Annotated in this window: 14 protein-coding genes and 1 riboswitch; of the genes, 8 read left to right on the top strand and 6 right to left on the bottom strand. The window is 26.8% G+C overall.

Translation table 11 applies throughout. The features are described 5' to 3' along the window. Position 1: 1 nt before the first annotated feature. From HF520_RS15250 to gshAB, 3 genes are all read left to right on the top strand, one after another. The gene (locus HF520_RS15250) at positions 2-1,822 is read left to right on the top strand and encodes a TRC40/GET3/ArsA family transport-energizing ATPase (protein ID WP_168573589.1); all 1,821 of its coding nucleotides are present in this window, start codon (positions 2-4) and stop codon (positions 1,820-1,822) included. Between the two features lie 657 nt (positions 1,823-2,479). Beyond that, the gene (locus tag HF520_RS08355; protein ID WP_168573588.1) at positions 2,480-3,799 is read left to right on the top strand and encodes an MATE family efflux transporter; all 1,320 of its coding nucleotides are present in this window, start codon (positions 2,480-2,482) and stop codon (positions 3,797-3,799) included. Beyond that, positions 3,792-6,095 (top strand): bifunctional glutamate--cysteine ligase GshA/glutathione synthetase GshB, encoded by a 2,304-nt coding sequence (gene gshAB, locus HF520_RS08350; RefSeq protein WP_168573587.1) that lies wholly within the window; start codon positions 3,792-3,794, stop codon positions 6,093-6,095. The genes HF520_RS08355 and gshAB overlap by 8 nt, the downstream gene beginning before the upstream one ends. 68 nt (positions 6,096-6,163) lie before the next feature. Here gshAB and HF520_RS08345 read toward each other — a convergent pair whose 3' ends face one another. Next, positions 6,164-6,724 (bottom strand): GerMN domain-containing protein, encoded by a 561-nt coding sequence (locus HF520_RS08345; RefSeq protein WP_168573586.1) that lies wholly within the window; start codon positions 6,722-6,724, stop codon positions 6,164-6,166. 319 nt (positions 6,725-7,043) lie between these two features. Continuing rightward, positions 7,044-7,223: riboswitch (Lysine riboswitch) on the top strand. Positions 7,224-7,359: 136 nt separating this feature from the next. On the opposite strand from HF520_RS08345, the gene HF520_RS08340 reads away from it, so the two are divergent. Together HF520_RS08340 and HF520_RS08335 are read left to right on the top strand one after the other, a co-directional pair. Continuing rightward, positions 7,360-8,790 (top strand): YfcC family protein, encoded by a 1,431-nt coding sequence (locus HF520_RS08340; protein WP_168573585.1) that lies wholly within the window; start codon positions 7,360-7,362, stop codon positions 8,788-8,790. A gap of 21 nt (positions 8,791-8,811) precedes the next feature. Next, entirely contained in the window at positions 8,812-9,939 is a 1,128-nt protein-coding gene (locus HF520_RS08335) for a M20 family metallopeptidase (RefSeq protein WP_168573584.1), read from the top strand. Between the two features lie 124 nt (positions 9,940-10,063). Here HF520_RS08335 and HF520_RS08330 read toward each other — a convergent pair whose 3' ends face one another. After that, positions 10,064-12,754 (bottom strand): YfhO family protein, encoded by a 2,691-nt coding sequence (locus HF520_RS08330; protein ID WP_168573583.1) that lies wholly within the window; start codon positions 12,752-12,754, stop codon positions 10,064-10,066. A 563-nt stretch (positions 12,755-13,317) separates the two neighbouring features. Between HF520_RS08330 and abc-f the strand changes: the two genes are divergently transcribed. Then, complete coding sequence (abc-f, locus tag HF520_RS08325; RefSeq protein ID WP_168573582.1) at positions 13,318-14,904, top strand: ribosomal protection-like ABC-F family protein; 1,587 nt, start codon at positions 13,318-13,320, stop codon at positions 14,902-14,904. Between the two features lie 144 nt (positions 14,905-15,048). On the opposite strand, the gene HF520_RS08320 is transcribed toward abc-f, so the two are convergent. Next, a complete protein-coding gene (locus tag HF520_RS08320; RefSeq protein ID WP_168573581.1) occupies positions 15,049-15,675 on the bottom strand; it encodes a TrkA C-terminal domain-containing protein in 627 nt (208 codons plus the stop codon). Positions 15,676-15,988: 313 nt separating this feature from the next. Between HF520_RS08320 and HF520_RS08315 the strand changes: the two genes are divergently transcribed. Then, positions 15,989-17,569: a BCCT family transporter gene (locus HF520_RS08315; RefSeq protein WP_168573580.1), complete on the top strand. Its 1,581-nt coding sequence runs from the start codon at positions 15,989-15,991 to the stop codon at positions 17,567-17,569. 88 nt (positions 17,570-17,657) lie between these two features. Here HF520_RS08315 and HF520_RS08310 read toward each other — a convergent pair whose 3' ends face one another. Next, on the bottom strand, positions 17,658-19,577 hold the full coding sequence (locus HF520_RS08310) for an ABC-F family ATP-binding cassette domain-containing protein (RefSeq protein ID WP_168573579.1): 1,920 nt from the start codon (positions 19,575-19,577) through the stop codon (positions 17,658-17,660). A 35-nt stretch (positions 19,578-19,612) separates the two neighbouring features. Next, positions 19,613-20,320 carry a M15 family metallopeptidase gene (locus HF520_RS08305; protein WP_243155129.1) on the bottom strand — a complete coding sequence of 236 codons (708 nt, stop codon included), beginning with the start codon at positions 20,318-20,320 and terminating at the stop codon, positions 19,613-19,615. A gap of 167 nt (positions 20,321-20,487) precedes the next feature. Here HF520_RS08305 and HF520_RS08300 point away from each other — a divergent pair, with 167 nt between their 5' ends. Then, positions 20,488-21,261, top strand: a complete 774-nt coding sequence (locus HF520_RS08300) for a sugar phosphate isomerase/epimerase family protein (protein ID WP_168573578.1) — start codon at positions 20,488-20,490, stop codon at positions 21,259-21,261. 220 nt (positions 21,262-21,481) lie between these two features. Here HF520_RS08300 and HF520_RS15490 read toward each other — a convergent pair whose 3' ends face one another. Further along, positions 21,482-22,168: a lysoplasmalogenase family protein gene (locus HF520_RS15490; RefSeq protein ID WP_168573577.1), complete on the bottom strand. Its 687-nt coding sequence runs from the start codon at positions 22,166-22,168 to the stop codon at positions 21,482-21,484. Positions 22,169-22,380 lie beyond the last annotated feature (212 nt).

The following is a 22,380-nucleotide window of genomic DNA, read 5'->3' as shown; positions in this document are numbered from 1 at the left end:
CATGACACAATTTTTATTTTTCTCAGGAAAAGGTGGAGTTGGAAAGACGTCAATGGCTTGTACTACAGGAGTTTATAATGCTGATAAAGGGCTAAAAACTTTAATAGTAACAACAGACCCTGCTGCTAACTTATCAGATGTTTTTGAACAAGAAATAGGTCATAAAATAACTAAAATAAATAATATAGAAAATCTTTATGCTATGGAAATAGATCCAGATGAAGCAACTAATGAGTATAAAGAAAATTTACTTGCTCCAATGAGAGAAATCTTTGATGAAGAAATGATAAGAATAGCAGATGAACAATTAAGTGGACCATGTACAGAAGAGATGGCATCATTTGATAGGTTCATTGACTTTATGGAAATAGATGATTATAACGTTATAATATTTGATACAGCTCCAACAGGGCATACAATAAGGCTTTTAGAACTTCCTATAGATTGGTCTAAACATATAGAAGAAAGTGCTCAAGGGAGTGGTCAAACTTGTATGGGTCCAGTATCTATGATACAAGATAGTAAAGATAAGTTCGATAGAGCTATTGCAAAGCTTAGAGATACTTCTCAAACTGATTTTATATTTGTTATGCAACCTGAACTAACTTCATTAGATGAAACTATAAGAGCATCACATGAATTAAGTGAGCTTGGAATATCAACTACAAAGGTTATAATCAATGGGTTTATACCAGAAGAGGAAGCATTGACACCCTTCTTTAAATCAAGATATGAAATGCAACAAAGTTATCTAAATAAAGCTAAAGATATCTTTGGGAATTTACCTATAGATACTATGGAGTTATTTGATAGTGAGCTTAAAGGCATAGATAGATTTAGAGTAAGTGCTTCTATATTATTTGAAGGTAAGAAGCCACAAAAAACTACTAAAGTAGAATATAAAAATATTGATGATATTAAAATAGAAAAAAATGAAGATGCTAAAAAATTAATATTACCTAAAGAAAACTCTGTAAGAAATGTATTCTTCTCAGGAAAAGGTGGAGTTGGAAAAACAGTAATGGCTTGTATAACAGCTGTTAAAGCTGCTAACGAAGGGCATAAAACATTACTACTTACAACAGACCCAGCAGATCACATAGGAAAAGTTTTAGATAAGCCAATAGAAGATAATCCAGCACCAATAGATGGATGCGCTAATTTATATGCAGCAAAAATTGATCCTAAAGTGGCTTTTGAAGAATACAAAGAAATAGTTTTAAAAGATGCTAAATCTAAATTTAGTGATCCAACAATAGCTACTATGGAAGAAGAATTAAATTCTCCATGTACTGAAGAAATGGCAGCCTTCCAAAAGTTTATATCATATGCTTCAGAAGAAGAATATGACGTTATAGTATTTGATACAGCTCCAACTGGTCATACTTTAAGACTATTAGAACTTCCAATGGACTGGTCAAAGCAAATTCAAATGAAGGCAGGAGTTACTTCTGAAATAAGTGAAGAAGATAAAAAGCAAAAAGAAAAATTTGACAGAGTTATAGCTACTATGAAGGATAAGGATAAAACTACATTTAGTTTTGTAATGTATCCTGAAAAAACTCCTATAATAGAGGCATATAGAGCTAGTGAAGAACTTAAAACTGTTGGAATTGAAACTCAAATGGTTATAGCAAATCTTATAATACCTGTGGAACAAGCAACTACACCATTCTTTAGAAATAGAAGAAATATGCAAGAAAAATATCTAGATGAAATAAAGAGTGACTTTAAAAATTCTGAGGTAGCTATAGTCCCTATGTATGATAAAGAGATAAAAGGTATAGATATGTTAACAAGGATAGGTAACAATATATTTTAATTAACTAAGGAGAAAAATAAAATATAAAAAATAATAGATAATAATAATTTTGATACAGAAATAGAAAAGGGAATAGTTGTAGTAGATTTTTTGAAACTTGGTGTGGATCTTGTAAAATGTTAGAGCAGTATTTGAAGACCTAGGTAATTAGATATAATGTCACTAAATTGAGATAAGATAAAGTAGTAAAAAATAGGAAATTAAAGTAATTTAATATTCCTATTTTTACTACTTTTATATAGTTAAAATTTATTAATTTTTTATTAATATAAAAATGGTATTTTAATATTTTTTATAATTAACATCAAAAAAAATTGATTTTAAGTTTTGATATATGGTAATATATTTAATACAGAAAATATATAATGTACCAAAATAAACATGCTAAAAATAATAATTAGTAAGATATATTGATATATAAAATGCAAGTTATACGATTATATTTTAAATATCAAAAAAAGTTGATGTTATCTATGGTGACCTTATATTGATATAATTCGAATTAAATATGGTCAAAATCTAATAATAACTATACATATCAAAATATAGTATGCATTAACATTATAAAAATATTTATAGCATTAGTTAATAATGTATTTAGACAAAGCACAAAAAGAATATCAAAATATAATTAAGTAATAAATAAAGGAGAAAGAAATGAAAAAAGTGGATTTGACACAAGGAAAGGTACTATCCGTAATAGCAGCATTGGCTATACCAATAATGGGTAGTTCACTTTTACAATTCACCTACAACATAGTAGATATGTTTTGGGTTGGAGGACTTGGAAGTGATGCTGTTGCAAGTGTTGGTTCCTCAAGCTTTTTTATAGGGCTTGGATATTCTATAAATACACTTGTAGTAATAGGAGCTGGAATAAAGGTTTCACATGCACTAGGAAGTAATGAAGAACATAAGGCTAAAGCATATATAAATTCAGGAATATTTGTTAACTTTATTCTTGGTCTTTTATATGCGCTAATTCTTATATTTGCAGGTAAGTATTTTATAGGTTTCTTAAATTTAGGAAATGAAGTGGTTGAAAAAGGTGCTAATTTATATCTAATTGTAAGTGCCCCAATGCTATTTTTCTCATTCTTTAATCAAATGTATATAAGAATTCTTGGTAGTTATGGACATAACTCAAATGCTCTTAAAATAAGTGTTGTAGGTATAGTTTTAAATATAATTTTAGATCCAATATTTATATACATGTTTAAATTTGGGGTATTAGGGGCAGCCATAGCAACATTAATATCAAATATAGTTATGTTTATAATGTTTAGAATAAACTCAAAAGGATTATTTAATTTTGACTTTAAAATAGGAATAGAGAAATCTAAGGTTATTGAAATAATAAGATTAGGATTTCCAATGTCTTTTCAAAGAATACTATTTACATTAGTTAATATAATACTAGCTAGAATAATATCTATATTTGGATCAGATGCAATAGCAGGTCAAAAGATAGGACTTCAAATAGAGTCAATAACATTTATGGTAATCGGTGGATTAAATGGAGCTATAGCAAGCTTTACAGGTCAAAACTTTGGTGCTAAAAAGTACGACAGAATTATAAAGGGATATCGTACATCTTTAAACATAGGTATAGTATATGCAGTTATTACATCAATAGTATTTATACTATTCCCAGAATATATAGTAACTATTTTCATAAAAGATGATTCTACTATAAAAATTGCTAGTATGTATTTACAAACAATAGCATACTCACAAATATTTAGTGCCATTGAGATGGTTTCAAATGGTATGTTTACAGGTCTTGGTATGCCAAATATTCCAGCTACTATAAGTATTATATTTACTGTGCTTAGAATACCTATGGCATTAGTATTTATAAAATATTTCGATGTAAATGGTGTATGGTTAAGTATCTCAGTATCAAGTATCTTAAAAGGAATTGCATCATATATAATGTATAGACTTAAGGTAGGAAAGGACGAAAGATATGCTTAAGACAATAAAGAATTTATTTACTAAACAAGAATTATTAAAAGGTAATTTTGGAGTTGAAAGAGAAGGTCTTAGAGTTGATTTCAAAGGAAAATTATCACAAAAACCACACCCAACAGTTTTTGGATATAAGATGTGTAACCCGTATATAACAACAGACTTTTCAGAAAGTCAATTAGAACTAATAACACCAGCATTTTCAACGACAGAAGAAACTTATAAATTTTTAAATGCACTTTACGACATAGTAGCTATGGAGCTTGAAGATGAATATTTATGGCCACAATCTATGCCAGCTATAATACCAGAGGATAAAGATATACCAATAGCAGAGTTTTGTGGATGTGAAGAAGGAAAAGTAGCTAGAGAATATCGAGAAGAATTATTTTTAAAATATGGCGGTAAAAAGCAGTTAATATCAGGGATACACTATAATTTTTCATTTAATGAAAATATAATAAAAAAGCTATATGAAAATAGTGATAAATTAAAGGACTATAAAACTTTTAAAGATAATTTATACTTAAAAGTTACAAGAAATTATCTTCGTTATAGATGGTTACTTATATACCTTTTAGGATGTACAGGTGTTGTACATGAAAGTTATCAAGAAGATTGTGTAAAACAGCTTGAAGAAATATCAAAAGATAGTTTTTCAAATGAAGGAGCATTATCTTATAGAAATAGTGAATGTGGATATAAAAATAAAATAGATTTATTCCCAAATTATAATAGTGTTAAGGATTATGTTGGTAGTATTAATAAGTTTATAGATGAAGATTTAATAGATACACCTAGAGAGTTATATGCTCCAATAAGGTTAAAAGCAAAAGATCCTAAGTCCTTATTAAATTCTTTAATGAACGATGGTATAAATTACTTAGAATATAGGAGTATAGATATAAACCCATTTGAAAAAGGTGGAATAGCTTTAAATGACTTACATTTTATGAATGTATTTAATTTATTTTTATTAATTGAAGATGAAAGTAATTATGAATATTGGCAACAAGAAGCACTAAAAAATCAGAATATAATCGCAACTCAAGGTCAAAAAGATGTTAATCTAATTAAAGATGGAAAGACTATATCAAAGATAGAATGGGGTCTTGAAATTTTAAATAAAATTAAAGTTATAAATGATGAACTTAAATTAGGACAAGATAAAATAATAGATAATATAATAAAGAGAGTTAAAGATTATAAAGAAACTTATACCTATAAAATGATTGAAAAGATAAAAAAAGAAGGATATATAAATGCTCATTTAAACCTTGCTAAAGAGTATAAAGAGTTAGCATATAACAACAGATTTAAACTAGAGGGATATGAAGATTTAGAATTATCAACTCAAATTTTAATGAAAGAAGCAATTAAAAGAGGTATTAAAACTGAGTTAATAGATAGAAGTGATAATTTTATATCTCTTACTAAAGATAATAAAATAGAGTATGTAAAGCAAGCAACAAAAACATCAAAAGATAATTATATAACTGTTCTCGCTATGGAAAATAAGGTAGTTACTAAAAAGATATTACAAATAAATGATATTAAAGTTCCAGATGGAAGTGAATTTGATAATATTGATGATGCAATAAGCGAAATAGATAACTTTATAAATAAGCCAATAGTTATAAAGCCGAAGTCAACTAATTTTGGAACAGGAATAAGTATATTCCCTCAAGGTGCTAATAAAGAAGATATAAAAAGAGCATTTGAGATTGCATTTAAATATGATAATACGGTTTTAGTTGAAGAGTTTATAAGTGGTAAAGAATATAGATTTTTAGTTATAGGAGATAAGGTTGTAGGAATACTTCACAGAGTCCCAGCTAATGTAGTTGGTGATGGAGAAAAGTCTATTAGACAATTAGTAGAAATCAAAAATCAAAGTCCATTAAGGGGAAAAGGATATAAGACTCCTTTGGAGAAAATTAATTTAGATGAGAGTGCTGCATTATTCTTAAAACATAGAGGTCTTGATTTTGACTATATTCCTAAAAAAGATGAAACTGTATATTTAAGAGAAAATTCAAATATTAGCACAGGTGGAGATAGTATTGATTATACTGATGATATACCTCAAAAGTTTAAAGATATAGCAGTTAGGGCATCTAAAGCTATAGGAGCTAATATTTGTGGTGTTGATATGATGATAGATGATTATACTAATGAAAGTTCGCAATATGCAATAATTGAACTTAATTTTAATCCTGCAATTCATATTCACTCATATCCTTATATAGGAAAAGAAAGAGACGTTGCAAAGGAAATATTAGAAATATTAGACTTTATTTAATATAATATAAGGCAATAAATTAGAATAAATAAAAAAGTATTACTGTAATGTCAGTAATACTTTTTTATTTACTTTAAAGAGTCTTTTGTAAAGTATTCATCTTTATCTATAGATATATGTCCACTTTCATATTCTTCACCGTCTACTAAAATTTTAAATTTGTCTAAATTGAAATTTTCTATGTAAGTTTTAGCAACAGAGTTAATCATCATGTATTCAAATCCAGATCCTAAATTAAAGTCATAAAACTCTTTTGATAAATTAAGTACACCAATTAGTTCTTCATCACTATCTTCATAAGTGGTAAATTCGTTGATAGTTGTTTCAGATGTAATTATATTTTCATTTTTTAGTTCATCTAAAAGACATTCAGATGTTATTTCTTTTACTTTAACTTTTTTATCAACTATTGAATCGCTTTCAACATCAGAAACATAAATAGTTGCAATTACTTCAGAAGATTCTTGATCATCACTAGTAATGTAGTCTGGTGAAATCACTTCAACTTGAGATGATTGATCTTGATTTATATTTTTATCTGAAGTTTCCTTAGAGTCTTTGTTTGAGCAAGCTGAGAATATTAAACTACAAGATAATAAGGTTGCTAAAAAGTAAATATTTTTTTTCAAAGTACTACCTCCTTTATTAGTTAGTTAAAGTACTAGCTAGTATCAGAGTATGAAAGAAATTAAACTTATATAACTAAAATTTATATAAATTTTATATATGAGTGAAAGAATTATCTAGAAAATAATGATATATGAACTTAATTAAATTAAGAAATATAAAATAAAAGAAAAATCCATATGTTTTTATAATAAAAATATATTAGATAATAAGTTAGATACTTGTTTAAATTAGAAAAAATCTGAATTTATTTATTATTGAAAAAATATATTTACAAATTGAAAATTTTACCATATAATATATTCTAATAAAAATAGTATAAAAAGAGATAGAGGTCGCGGTGTTTAAGAGTAAGTTTATAGAGCTTAAGCGAGCAATGAAATAAACCCAAAGGAAAAACCGCCGAAACATATAGTCAACAGCTTTAAGACTATATAGTTGGGGTTATGTAGAATATACATAACACTGTCATAAATTTATTTATGGGGAGCTATCATGATAGATATATTTATTATTTTAAATTTGAGTTACTAAAACATCTCGATTTATAAATATATTAATAAATAATATAGTCTTGAATGATTTGCTTCACTCAAGACTTTTTTTATAGGCAATTATAAGATAGGGAGTGATAGTAATGAATTTAGAACAGTCAAACAAAGGAGTATCTAAGAAAAAATTTAGTGAAGGGTTTAAGGTACCACATACCCTAGTAATCATAAGTGCAATAATACTACTTGTTGCAGTGGCTACATATATAGTACCAGGTGGTGCTTATGAAAAAATAGTAAATGCTGATGGAAAGACATTAGTTGTAGATGGTTCATTTAAATATGTTGCTAGTAAGCCACAGGGAGTATTTGATGTATTACAAGCGCCTATTCAAGGAATTATAGGAGGAGCAGAGATAATAGCCTTTTTATTTATAGTAGGTGGTGCTTTTAATATAATTACAAAAACAAAGGCAATTGACTTTGGAATAGTTCGTATAGTTAATGTATTTAGAGGAAAGGAAATTTTAATAATACCAATAATATTCTTTATGTTCTCTTTAGGTGGAGGAATATTTGGGATGTCAGAAGAATCAATACCGTTTATTGCGATGATGGTACCGCTGACATTAGTATTAGGATACGATAGTATAGTAGCAGTAGCTATTACTTACTTGGCATGTAATATTGGATTTACAGCAGCAATGCTTAATCCATTTAATGTAGGTATAGCTCAGTCAATAGCAGAGATACCAATGTACTCAGGTATAGAGTATAGAACTATAGTATGGTTAGTATCAACAATTATAGCTGTAGCATTTGTTATGATATATGCTAGTAAAATAAAGAAAAATCAAAAACTAAGTCCTGTTTATGAGAGTGATCAGAAAAAACGTCAAAGTTTATCTAATTTTGAGAGTGAAGATGATAATTTCTTATTATCTCATAAAATAATATTATTTTTGATTGCAGCTTGTATGGGAATAATTATTTGGGGCGTATTAGCTAAAGGGTTTTGGATTCCACAAATAGCAGCAGTATTCTTAGCAACTGGTTTTTTAGCTGGTATAGTAGGAAAGTTAAGTCCAGATGAAATGGCAGATGCTTTCATATTAGGCGCAAAAGATATGATGGGTGCTGCAATTATGTTAGGGTTTGCAAGAGGTATAGTAATATTAGCTGAAAATGCTAGTATAATAGATACTATTTTATTTAATCTATCTCAAATCTTAGGAAGTATACCAGGAATTCTTGCAGCATATTTAATGTTGCCAATACAAATGTTTATAAACTTCTTTATAAGCTCAGGTTCAGGGCAAGCTGCATTAACTATGCCAATTCTTGCTCCACTTGGAGATTTAATAGGAATATCTCGTCAGTTAACTGTATTAATATTCCAATTTGGGGATGGATTCTCAAATGCAATGTTCCCAACATCAGGAATATTAATAGCTTGCTTAGGGATTGCAGGAATTCCTTATACGAAGTGGTTTAAGTGGATATTACCTTTACAAGGGATATTATTTGTACTAGGAATCGTATTTATAACAATAGCTAAAGTAATTGGATGGAATTAATTAAGTAAAGGGGAGATTTATATGAAAGAATTATTATTTAATGAAGGACAAAAAATAAAAGATAGATTATCAGAAATAAGTGAATATATATATAACAATCCAGAATTAGGAAATCAAGAGTTTAAAGCAGTAGAAGCATTAACTTCATTTTTAGAAGAGCATAATTTTACTGTAGAAAGAGAATTTTTAAATATAAAAACAGCATTTAGAGCAACTTATGATAGTAAAAAAGAAGGTGCAACAATAGGATATTTATGCGAATATGATGCATTGCCAGAAATAGGTCATGGATGTGGTCATAATATGATTGGTCCAATGTCGGCTGGTGCAGGTGTAATTTTAAGTAAAATATTAGATGAAGTTGGAGGCCGTATCATAGTATACGGAACTCCTGCCGAAGAAACAGATGGAGCAAAAGTTATATTTGCTGAAAATGGAGTATTTGATGAATTAGATTGTGCTATGATGGTACATCCATCAAGTGAAACAATTAGAAGTGGAGATACTATAGCGCTATATCCATTACAATTTACATATAAAGGAAAAACAGCTCATGCAGCAGCTAGCCCTCATGAAGGAATAAATGCTTTAAATAGTGTTATTCAATTATTTAATGGAATAGATGCCTTACGTCAACATGTTACACCAGATGTTAGAATGCACGGAATAATAACTAATGGTGGAGCAGCTGCAAATATAGTTCCAGATGAGGCTGTTGCTCAATTTTACTTTAGAGCAGCAACAAAAGAAACATTAGAAGATGTATTAGAAAAAGTAAAGAAAATAGCAGAAGGTGCGGCTCTAATGACAGGTGCAACTCTTAGTATGGAAAGATATGAGTTACCTTATGATAATTTAGTTACGAATGAAAATTTATCAGAAGCATTTAATGAAAACTTAAGAGCTCTTGGAATAACAGAAATTAAGGACAAAGAATCAGCAGGTTCAAGTGATATAGGAAATGTAAGCCATATAACACCAACGATACATCCATATATAGGAATTTCAGATTGTCATGTAGCTGGACATAGTAGAGAGTTAGCTGAGGCTACAGTAACTTCACTTGGTCATGAGAGATTATTAGTTGCAGCTCTAGCATTAGCATATACAGGATATGATGTCTTAACTAATAAGGTAAATTTACAATAAAATACTTATTAAAGTATTTGTATTTAAATAAAATTAGATAGAGTAGAATTAAGGATAAATGCAAATATAAGAAGGAAGGGATATCAAAATAAGATATAACCCTTCCTTTTTATACTTTATTACTCTAACTTATCATCTTCTTAGTTAAGTTATTGAATTCTTCAATATTAGTATTGTGCTTATTTCTTTTTCTAGAAAGTATATACATAATTACTAATAATGACCAAGTAAATATAGAAATATATACACCTAATATAAGTCCTTTAGGTATAAATTCAAATCTTACATCGTGTGTACCTTCATCCAACTTGATACTTATAAATGCATTATCTATAGGATCGATATCTACTTCTTTGCCATCAATATAGGCTTTCCAACCTGGATCAAAAGGTATACTTGTAAATAAAATATCGTCTTTTTCAGAATAGATGGTTCCACTTACTTCTGTATTTTTTACAACTAAATTACTTACTTTATTATTTTTTATCTTATTTATACTTTTATTAAATGTATTATAATCAAAGCTATAAATATATATATCTTCTATATCTATACTATTTCTATTAAGAAGTAACTTAACGTTAACTTGTTCTTTATCATTTAATTTGAGATCTAAAATAGTATTACTATAATATCCACCGTAAGAATCAACGTATTTATTATCTAATAATATATCCATACTTGTTCTTCTAATTGGCGGTATTAATAAATACATATGTTCACCATCAATATTTCTAGCGTTAAATTCAATATATGCATTATCTTTTTTATTTATTTTTCTATATAGAGTAGAATTCTTTTTCTTAATTTTTTTTAAATTCTTAAGTTCTATATTATCAATATTAACTTTTTTAAAATATCTCTTATAATCTAAACTATCTAAATTATTTCCAGCCATAAGATTTAACATATCATTTTGCATATCAAATGGATTTTTATAATCACTGCCTAAACTTAAGATATTTTTATTTACAGTATATAATAAAGGTAGAGCCTCTTTATTTAAGTAAATATTTTCATTTTCTTTTCCACTTAAGATTTTCTTATAGTTTTGAGGCTTTTCATCATTAGATACTATATACTTTACACCTAATAATGAGTCTGAAATTGGAGTTGAGCCATAATAGCTAATAGCAAGATCAAAAGAGGAATTAGCAAATCCAAATTGATTTAAAAATCTATGTAGATCTTTGTTTGCCATAGAACTAAAATGCCTAATTCCATTATAATTTAAATTTAAAGAATCATTTAAAGTTCTTATATTATCGCTTTCAATTCTATAAAAACTTTTATCTTGTTGGTGAATTAATTGTATATTTTCACCAAATTTGTTAATAGCTTCGTATCCGTCTTTATTTTTATATTTTAATTCTTTATCTAGACCACTTAAAATCATAGATGTACTACATATCATTTCAATTACCATAAATACAGCTAATATAGACATACCTCTATTAATATTAATTCTACTATATTTATTTAATAAAAGAGAGTATATAACTATAAACACTAAACTTAAAACTATAGATATATCACTTATATAACTCCAGTTTGGATATTTATAATATCTAAGTGATAAAACTATGATTGACTGAGTCAATATAAATACAATTGCAAATATACTTATCTTATTAATATTAATATTTTTATTTTTTATTAGAATCATCAAGCTTCTAAATGAAATTGATAATAATAAAAATGAAAGTAAGAATGAATACCTACATGGGAATCCAGTTGGTTTGTCAAATGCATGCCACATTAAATTAGTATATGGTTCAACAAAACTTATAAGTAAAAATGTAATAATTAATGCATTTGAAATTTTTTCTTTTTTGCTTATTTCTTTACTTACAAAAAATACTGGAACTAATAGAAAAATTATTATCCCACTATATATATTTGCAGTTCCTCTAGTTGTGGTTAAGCTATCATATGCTCCTACAAAAAACTTACTCATAAGTCGTACAGATTTTGATATTATATCTTTTAGGTCAAATATACTTGTAGTACTAACAGTATCTATACCTCCATTTTTAAGAGCAAAGAAGGTTGGTATAAGTAATATTGCACAACTACCAATAGCTAAAAGAGTAGCTTTCATAAATAAGGCAAATTTCTTTATAAATAATGGAATATCTTTCTTAAATGTATAATTAGAAAAATATACTCCTATAAAATATATAAATGAGAAAATTCCAACCATATATGACATATAAAAATTAGATATAAATGTTATAAGTATCGCTGCAAAAAACACTACCCAATTATCTTTTTTAACAATTTCTTCTATGCCTATTATAACTAAAGGCAACATAAGGGTTGCATCGAGCCACATAATATCAAATGAGTATACTAGATTGAACCCCATAAGAGCGTACATACTTGAGAATATAACTGTAAATATGTTTGACTCTTTATACAAATACTTAATAAATATGGAAAATGTAAGACCACCCATACCTATCTTTATTAATGTTATTATTAATAATGAATCTATTATATTTTCCTTAGGAAATAACAATATTAAAAATGTAAATGGACTAGATAAATAATACGCAATTAGACCTATGAAGTTAGACCCCATCCCCATATTCCAAGAATATAATAACTCTGTATAGTCACCACTTCTGAGTATGTCGTACAGTGCAGAATAATAATCTACATATTGACCATTTAGGTCTGAAATTAATATAGATTTATCTCCAAATGGATATATTCCTATTACTTTATATCCTATTAATACTGTTATTATCGGAATTATAAATGAAAGTATGAGATACTTATTTTTCATTATATAACTTTTAGTTTTATCCATAACTTTCTCCTTACCGCATTAATGTATTACATACAATATCCATAATATCATTTTGAAAAAGATTTTGGTACTATTTTGTAAAATATTAAGCTTTTCATTAATTATTATTTGATATATTTGACTTTAAGATGTGAACATTTTACTTATATTCATTGTGTATATTACTTAGAATGGTAATTTTAACAGATAAAATTTATTAATATAAGTTGACTAGAATTTAATAAAAACATATAATAAATTTAATAATATAATGGAGGTGATCAGGTAAAGTGAGAAAATAATCTTATTCTAAAATAGTTTAATAGCATTTTAAGAGTATTATACATATGCTCTATTAGTCATGAATTAAACTACTTTGAATTAAGAATAAGATTAATGTACAGTAAATCACTACCCTGAATTAAAATCTAAAGATAGATTTATTTCTTATGCAAATTCTTAATATTATTAAGTTTTTGAAATACTTAGTACGATTATGTCTTCCTTGATTTAAAGTAGGTATCAATATTTAAATCAAGGAAGTTTTTTATGTGTAAATTTCCTTGAGATAGGAGTTGAGGATAGTGTCGCAAATAAGTATAAATAATTTAAGCTTTCAATATGATACACATGGAGACGATATTTTTAAAAATGTATCATTTTGTATAGATACGGACTGGAAACTAGGTCTAATTGGTCGTAATGGAAGAGGTAAAACAACTTTTTTAAAACTTCTAATGGGAGAGTATGAATATAGTGGTAAAATTTCTAGCAGTGTAAATTTTGAGTATTTTCCTATGAAAGATTATATTGATAATGATATAGCATTAGAGGTTGTTAGAAATTCAATAGCACCTTTTACAAGTTGGGAAAAACAGATGGAAGAGTATATAAAGATTCCAGAAAAAATGAATGAATATGGAGAAATTCTAGAAAAATATACTAATAATGATGGATATATAATAAATGAACTAATAGAAAAAGAAGTTAATAAAATAGGACTTGATACAAGTATACTTAATGAAAATTTTAATAACTTAAGTTCTGGAGAGCAAACTAAATTACTTTTAGTAGGTTTATTTTTAAGGAAAAATTACTTCTTGCTTATTGATGAACCAACGAATCATTTAGATGTAGAAGGTAGAGAAACTGTGGCAAAATATCTATCTAGTAAAAAAGGCTTTATAGTAGTATCTCATGATAGAACTTTTTTAGATTCTATAATTGACCATGTACTTTCAATAAATAAAGCTAATATAGATGTTCAAAAGGGTAATTTTTCAACATGGCAGTTTAATAAGGATAGAGAAGATGATTTTGAAATAAGAAAAAATGAAAAACTTCAAAAGGATATTAAAAGGCTTGAAAAGACTGCTAAGCAAAAATCAACATGGTCTCATGCAATAGAATCTACTAAAAAAGGAAATGGTCCATGTGACAGAGGGTTTATTGGTCATAAAGCAGCTAAAATGATGAAAAGAGCAAAGTGTATAGAAGCTCGTCAAAATAAAGCTATAGAAGAAAAATCAAATTTACTTAAAAATTTGGATATAGTAGAAAAGTTAGAGATATCTTTAAAGGAAAATAAAGAGATGTCTAATGGAGAATATAAAAAAGAAAATGTACTTGAAGTTCATAATTTACAAATTAAGTATGGAAATAAAAAAATATTTGATAAGGTAAGTTTTGATATTAAAAAAGGTGAAAGAGTTTGGGTTCGTGGTAAAAATGGAAGCGGTAAGTCTAGCATAATAAAGTTAATTATAGGTGAAGAGATTAATTATAGTGGATATATTAAAAAAGTTAATAAAGTATCGTATATTTCTCAAGAAACGTCTTATTTAAAAGGTAGCTTAGATGATTATATAAAAAATGAGAATCTAAATAATATATATGTAAAAAGTAATTTACTTAAACTAGGATTAGAAAAAATTCAATTTGAAAAAGAAATAAGTAAATGGAGTGAAGGACAAAAGAAAAAGTTACTTATAGCTAAAAGTTTATGTGAAGAAGCTGATTTATATATTTGGGACGAACCACTTAATTTTATAGATGTAATTTCTCGTATGCAAATAGAAGATCTTATTCTTAGTAAAAAACCTACAATGTTATTTGTAGAACATGATTTTTCTTTTGGCGAGAAAATAGCTACGAAGATAATTGAATTATAAATAAAAAATCTATTGAAGTAGTTAAGAAAAACCGTATCATAAGAAAATGATACGGTTTTTATAATTTTAAAAATTAACCTTATAAGGTTAATTGTGTTAGCAATGAAAATTAACATTATAAAGACAAATAGACTTAATAAAGTCTTAATCTAATGAAGTTATATAATTTTTAACTTTGCTTAGAACGTCGTTTTCACCTACATAAACTATTATATCATATTCATTTATATTAAAATATGGACCAGGTGAAACAAATAACTCATCGCCCCTTTTTACGCCAATTATTGTAGCACCAGTATTGTGCCAAAAATTAAGTTCTCCTAAATTCTTACCGATTATTAAGCTATTAGGCTGAACTATGCTCTCGTGATGCCTAATGATACCAACATTTCTAAGTTGTGTTGCAAACTCAATCAAGTTTTCAATTTTAGTTTCTAAATTTTTCTCAAGTTTTTTCTTTTCATAAATTAGGCCATAAATTTCTTCTTTTAAAGATGTAAATTCATTTTTAGTTTTAAATTTTTCTAGAAACTTTGAAGCATTAGCTCTACTACGTATTCTAATACCACTTTTTTCTTCTACCTCAACAACATCCATGTCCCTCAATAAAGCAATTGATCTACGAATTGTCTCAGGTGAAACATTGTATATGCTTACTAAAGTAGAACGACCAGAGAGCTTTTCTCCTTCTAAAAAATCACCATTCACTATTCTATAAGCAATATCAATAGATATCTTTAAATAGGCTGGAGTAGATATTTTTTTTGCCAAATTAAATCACCCCTATCAGTGAATAATTGTATCATAAATATTATAAACATGATAGCAATTAATTAATAGTTTTTTATTTGATTATAAAAAGATTTTGATTTTTAACAACTTATGTGTTAATATAAAGTTGTTAGATATATTGTATAAATTAGTATATATTAAAATTTTATATTAATTTTGTATGCAATCTATATTATTCATGGTTTAAAAATTGAATTAAACCAATAATTTTAATCTTAATATATTATAAATTAATAATCAAACTGACAACTTATGACGGGTAGATAAGTTGTTAAAAAGGGGGAGTTTTATTATGAAAAATGTAATCAAGTCTTTAAGGAGTAACATAACCTACTATTCAACAATCCTTATCTCTTTGGTAGTACTAATATGGGGAGTAGTTTTTACTGATAGTTTTAAATCTTTTTTTGATAGTGCATATAAATTTGCAACAGAAAATTTTTCATGGTACTTTATGATATTAATGGCTTTTTTCTTTTTATTTAGTATTTATTTATTATTTAGTAAATATAAAAATGTTAAACTTGGAGCAGACGATTCTAAACCGGAGTTTTCAAATATTTCTTGGTTTGCAATGCTTTTTAGTGCGGGAATAGGTATAGGTCTAGTGTTCTGGGGAGTTGCAGAACCTCTAACACATTATTTAAATCCAATTGGAATAGAAGGTGCAAGTAAGGAAGCAGTAAGATTTGCATTTAGAAAGTCATTTTTACACTGGGGAATTTCAGCATGGGCTTGTTATGCATTACTCGCTCTTGTCATTGGGTATATGCACTTCAGAAAAGGAAAGCCAATTCTTTTAAGCTCAGTTCTAATACCTTTAATAGGAGAAAAAGGTGCTAAAGGTATTATTGGAAAAATCATTGACATATTAACTATTTTTGTAACTATAGCAGGTATTATTACATCTTTGGGGATGGGTATTTTACAAATAAATAGTGGATTAAATTATTTATTTGGAGTTCCTGAGACAAAGTTTATACAAATATTCATAATTGCTATAATGACAGTTCTTTTCTTAGTTTCAGCAACAACAGGTGTTAAAAAAGGTATAAAAATATTATCAAATTTAAATTTAGGAATAGCAGTACTATTTTTTATAGGAGCATTTATGTTAGTTCCTAAATTAGATTTATTTAATAACTTTATTGCCAGTATTGGAGGATATGCTCAAGCACTAACTATTGACAAATTTAATATATTTGCAAAAGGTGAATGGCATTCTAAATGGACAATATTTTACTGGGCTTGGTGGATTGCATGGGCTCCATTTGTTGCTATTTTCATAGCAAGAGTATCAAAAGGTAGAACTATAAAAGAGTTTATAAAAGGAGTATTATTAGTACCAGCAGGATTTTGTATGATTTGGTTCTTAGTATTTGGAACGCTAGGAATATCAGCTCCAGTAGATGTTGCAGTAGAAGCTATACAAAAAACAGAAACTGCACTTTTTGTAATATTAAATGAGTTCAATGAAACTGGATTAATAATGAGTATGATAGCTATAGTTTTATTGTTTACATTCTTTGTAACATCAGCAGATTCAGCAACATACGTATTATCTGTAATTGCAAGTGACGGAATATTATCACCTAAAAATTCAAGAAAAATAGTTTTAGGAGTAACACAAAGTTTACTTACAATAGCATTCTTATTTGCAGGTGGATTTGATATGATTCAAACTGCAACGATTGTAATGGCATTACCATTTGGTATAATTATATTCGGTAGTGTAATAGCATTTGTCAAAGAAATAAGGCATGAAAATATTGATGAGGTAAATGAAGCATATAACGAGGATAATAAAATATACAGAGAAGAGAAAGCTTTTAAAGGTGGAGTAATTGATTATGAAAGAAGCTCTATTAAATAAAGTTTATTATAATATATGCTCTTTTATAAAAAAATAGATTATTTTAAAAATAAAAAATACTAATCTTATTAAGATTAGTATTTTTTATTTAATTCTTAGAATTTGCAATTTCTTCAGCTAAGTTATTTAAATATTCCCATCTTTCATATTTAAATTCAAGCTCTTTTTCAAGATTTGCTTTTTCATCAAGTATTTCTTGAAGTTTAGTAAAATCAGTAGCAAACTTTGAGGTACTATTATCAAGTTCTTCTATTTTACTTTCAAGATTAGCTATATCATCATCAATTGTATCAAATTCTCTTTGTTCATTGTAAGAGAACTTAAGCTTTTTATCATTTTTAGGTTTTCCTTTTTTCACTTCTTTAGGAGCTTCAGCTTTTGCAGCTTTTTCTGCTTCTTCAAATTCAATTCCTTGAATTTCTTTATAAACTAAATAATCACTGTAGTTACCTGTGAAGATATGAATATTTCCATTTCCTTCGTAAGCAAATATCTTGTTACAAATTCTATCTAAGAAATATCTATCATGTGATACAGATATTACAACTCCTTTAAACTCATCAAGGTAATCTTCTAATCTATTAAGAGTTTCTATATCTAAGTCATTTGTAGGCTCGTCTAGTAAAAGAACATTTGGAGCCTGCATAAGTGTTCTTAGTAAATGAAGTCGACGTCTTTCTCCACCAGATAATTTTCCTATAAGTGTATATTGCATAGTTGAATTAAATAGGAATCTTTCACACATTTGAGAAGCTGATATTTTAGTTCCATCAGCTGTTTCTATATAATCACTTGCTTCTTTTACATAATCTATAGCTCTCATGTTTAAGTCCATATGAGCATCATCTTGAGTGAAGCATCCTATTTTTACAGTTTCACCTATTTCAATTGTACCGCTATCTGGAGTTAAATCTCCATTTAATATTTTTATAAGAGTAGATTTACCTTGACCATTTTTACCGATAATGCCGATTCTATCGTGGCGAGCAAGAGTATACTCTAAGTTATTTATAACAGTTTTATTACCAAAAGACTTAGAAATATTATGTATTTCTATTATTTTATTACCAAGTCTAGAAGAACCAACTGATATATCCATTTTTTCATCTGGAGTAATGACATCTCTCGTAGTTAATTCATCAAATCTTTGAAGTCTAGCTTTTTGCTTTGTAGTTCTAGCACGAGCACCTCTTCTTACCCAAGCAAGTTCTGTTCTTATAAGGGTTTGACGCTTTTCCTCCATACTAGCCTCCATAGCTAATCTTTCCATTTTTCTTTCTAGGAAAAGAGAGTAGTTTCCATCATAGCTAAATAATCTACCTTTATCAAGTTCTATTATTCTATTAGTAACTCTGTCTAAGAAATATCTATCGTGAGTTATCATTAGTAGTGATGCTTTAGAAGCATTTAAATATTCTTCTAACCAGTCAATAGTATCATTATCTAAGTGATTGGTAGGCTCATCAAGTATTAATAATTCACAAGGAGTTATAAGAGCAGAAGCAAGAGAAACTCTTTTTCTTTGACCACCAGATAATTCTTTTATTTTTTGATTGAAATCATTTATACCAAGTTTAGTAAGAACTGCCTTAGCTTCACTCTCTAAATCCCAAAGATTTAAGGCATCTATTTTTTCTTGTAATGATAATAATTTTTTATTTAAATTTTCATCAAAAGAAACATTTATTTTTTCTAGTATATCTTGGTATTCACCAAGTAACTTCATTTCAGCAGAGGTACCTTTGAATACTTGTTCAAGTACAGTAGATTCTTCATCATATTCTGGATTTTGAGGTAAGTACTCAACTCTAACTTTGTTAGCTTTTGTTATAGTGCCAGTTTCAGGTTCTTCAGCGCCAGCAATTATTTTTAAAAGTGTAGATTTACCCGTACCATTAACACCGATTAAACCTATTTTTTCACCTTCATTAACGCCAAGAGATATATCTTTTAATAATATTTTTTCAGAATAACTCTTGCTTATATTTTCTAATGTTATTAAATTCATTTACATCACCTTTAGTTAAAAATTTTGAGTTTATATTAATTATTTATATTTTTTTCAAAGTGTTGATAATCAGGATTTTTCCAATTTCCACCCCAAGACCATCCTCTTTTAATAAATGCATTATAGCAATCATCGTTTTCTACTATCATACCCTTTATAGACTGATTTCTATCAATATAATCAGTAGCGGTATTAGGGCTCACTGTACCTCTAGAATTATTTATATGAGGATTTAAAAGTGGATTAATATCAATTGCCATACCTTTTCCATGATTAGATATTACATTAGTATTTGCAATAGTTCTATAGCAAAAAGATGAGGTATTATTATCTTTCATAGAAAGATCGTCATTAGCTTCGTATTCATCTATTAATTTTATTTTTTCAATTGGATATTTTACTTCATAAAGTTCCTTAAATATTTCTACTACCTCAGCTGCAACTTCTTTATTTACAATCATTTCACCTCTATGGGTTTTACCGTCAAATCCATAGTATGATAATTGTAAGTATGATAAAGTATCAAAACTTATAGGTTCGCTTTCTGGCATAGAGTATCCTAGCATTTTATCTTTTACGCTAGATGGAATTTCAGAATAAGAAAAAAAAGGTTCTTCTTTTTCCGGATCTTCTTTAGTAATAGAAGAACTAACTATACTACTGTCTTTGTCGCTACATCCAACTAAACTGAAAGAGCTAATTAATATAAGTAAAAAAGCTATGTATTTAATTTTATTTATCAAAGCAACCTCCTTATTTGTAGATATTATTAGAAAGGTATATTAATATAAAATTAGTTAACAGATTTAAAAAAATACTATATTAATTATAACCTATAATGTAAATTTAATCTAATAGTTAAAATTTAAGATTATATTTTAAATATAGTAAGGAAATAAGGAGTAGAGAAATGGATTTTTATATATCACAATTAGATGAAAATAAAAAGATAATTTCTATAATAGAAAAGTACAATATAGGTCTTGAAATTGTTCAATTTTCAAATCCTTTTATACTAGACAATAAAGAAGCATTTATAAAAGAATATAAAAAAGATTGGGGAAGCTTATTAAATGATATAAATATTTCAATTCATGGGCCTTTTGCAGATCTATCAGCTGGTAGTAGAGATTATGAAATAGCTAAAATAACTAGAAAAAGATTTGATCAAGCTTATGAAGTAGCTAAAGAATTTAATGCTAAAAAAATAGTTTATCATAATAGTTATGTTCCAAAATTATATACTTACGAAGAATGGATAAGTAATACAGGCAAGTTTTGGAATGATTTTTTTATAGGCAAGGATGAAAATATTAATTTTCATTTAGAGAATGTATTGGAATGGGACTATGTTCTTATAAGAGAAATATTAAATAATGCTAATAAAAAGAATTTTGATGCATGCTTAGATTTGGGACATGCTAATGTTTGTTCTAAAATTGATATAGAGGATTGGATAGAAGCATTAGGAAATAAAATAGGTCATATACATGTTCATAATAATTACGGGCAAGAGGATAGTCATTTTGGTATAGATAGAGGGAATATAGATATTAGAAGTCTTATGGAATTAGTTAGATTTAAAAATAAAGATGTTAGTATTTCCTTGGAAATAGTAGATGTTGAGGAACTTAAGAATTCATTGGAACAATTGTGTGAAGAAGGATTTATAAATAAGAGATAATAAGTATAATAAAAAGCTTTTATTTACTATATAAAGTTTAGTTAATAAATTAATTAAATGAACATGAAAAAAGATATCCTATATTTAATTTTATATAAGTATATATTCTTTATATAAAATTAAAATAATATAATTACTCATTATATTAGAATTAAAATATAAAAATTCAAGTAACAATATTTAATAGGATGTATCTTATAAAATTTTATGTATATATAATTTATAAAAATAGTAAGGTAGATGCTATAAGTAATTGTCCTATGTAATAAGTTAATAAATTTAACCCTGATAAAACCTTGCTGGGTTTATTGTAAAATAATATAAATGCTAAAATTATATCAGAAAATACAAATAAAAGAGATCCCAATAAAAGTAAAGACGAGCTATATTCATTTAAAGATAAGAGTGTAACTTTAAAAGATTCAAATACCATCAAACATATTAAATATGAATATACATATGTAGGTATAAACATATTTTTAAAGTTAATATTTTTATTATGTTTTAAAGTGTATATAATTAAAGATGATATTATAAAGACTATAATTAAATCTGTCCAATTAAATGAACACACATGAATAAAGGCTAAAACATACATTATATGAGTAATTGAAAAACTAATAAGTCCATAGAGAAACATTTTTGTTAGTTCTCCAGTGCGAGTATTTATCTTGGGTACAAGGAGTATATCTCCAAATAAAGAAAAAATAAGACCTATTATTAGTAGTATAAAGTAGTAAAAATCACCTTGTGAATGTAAGTAAGATATTATTCCAGTGGAAATAAATAAAATACTAGTTATAATTTTAAATATTAATCTATAATTTTTTACAGGTTTATATGTAAAGTAAATTAAAGTTAATAGTGATATTATGAATAATATTAAATTTATATAATAAGCTAACATATTTTTTAGAAACACCCCTTTCAATATAATTATAACTATGTTTTGATTGGATATGAATAAAAAGTTTGAAAATAGAATTAATTTATAAGGAAATATTGACTTTGTTTGAATTAAGAAAGAATGAAATAGGTCTCATTCTTTCTTATATTTAAAATATAAATTTTGCATAAACTTCTTTCAGGCTCAGACTTGATATTAGCTTGATTAATACA

Origin of the sequence: Romboutsia sp. CE17, from assembly GCF_012317385.1 — a bacterium.
In the GTDB taxonomy this organism is placed as follows: domain Bacteria; phylum Bacillota; class Clostridia; order Peptostreptococcales; family Peptostreptococcaceae; genus Romboutsia_E.
This window is presented reverse-complemented; position numbering and strand designations above follow the sequence as displayed.

Coding starts and splice junctions, on each gene's coding strand:
- HF520_RS08330 (WP_168573583.1), bottom strand. CDS start 12,754: ATGGATAAAACTAAAAGTTATATAATGAAAAATAAGTATCTCATACTT.
- HF520_RS08300 (WP_168573578.1), top strand. CDS start 20,488: ATGGATTTTTATATATCACAATTAGATGAAAATAAAAAGATAATTTCT.
- HF520_RS08315 (WP_168573580.1), top strand. CDS start 15,989: ATGAAAAATGTAATCAAGTCTTTAAGGAGTAACATAACCTACTATTCA.
- HF520_RS08335 (WP_168573584.1), top strand. CDS start 8,812: ATGAAAGAATTATTATTTAATGAAGGACAAAAAATAAAAGATAGATTA.
- HF520_RS08340 (WP_168573585.1), top strand. CDS start 7,360: ATGAATTTAGAACAGTCAAACAAAGGAGTATCTAAGAAAAAATTTAGT.
- gshAB (WP_168573587.1), top strand. CDS start 3,792: ATGCTTAAGACAATAAAGAATTTATTTACTAAACAAGAATTATTAAAA.
- HF520_RS15250 (WP_168573589.1), top strand. CDS start 2: ATGACACAATTTTTATTTTTCTCAGGAAAAGGTGGAGTTGGAAAGACG.
- HF520_RS15490 (WP_168573577.1), bottom strand. CDS start 22,168: ATGTTAGCTTATTATATAAATTTAATATTATTCATAATATCACTATTA.
- HF520_RS08355 (WP_168573588.1), top strand. CDS start 2,480: ATGAAAAAAGTGGATTTGACACAAGGAAAGGTACTATCCGTAATAGCA.
- HF520_RS08310 (WP_168573579.1), bottom strand. CDS start 19,577: ATGAATTTAATAACATTAGAAAATATAAGCAAGAGTTATTCTGAAAAA.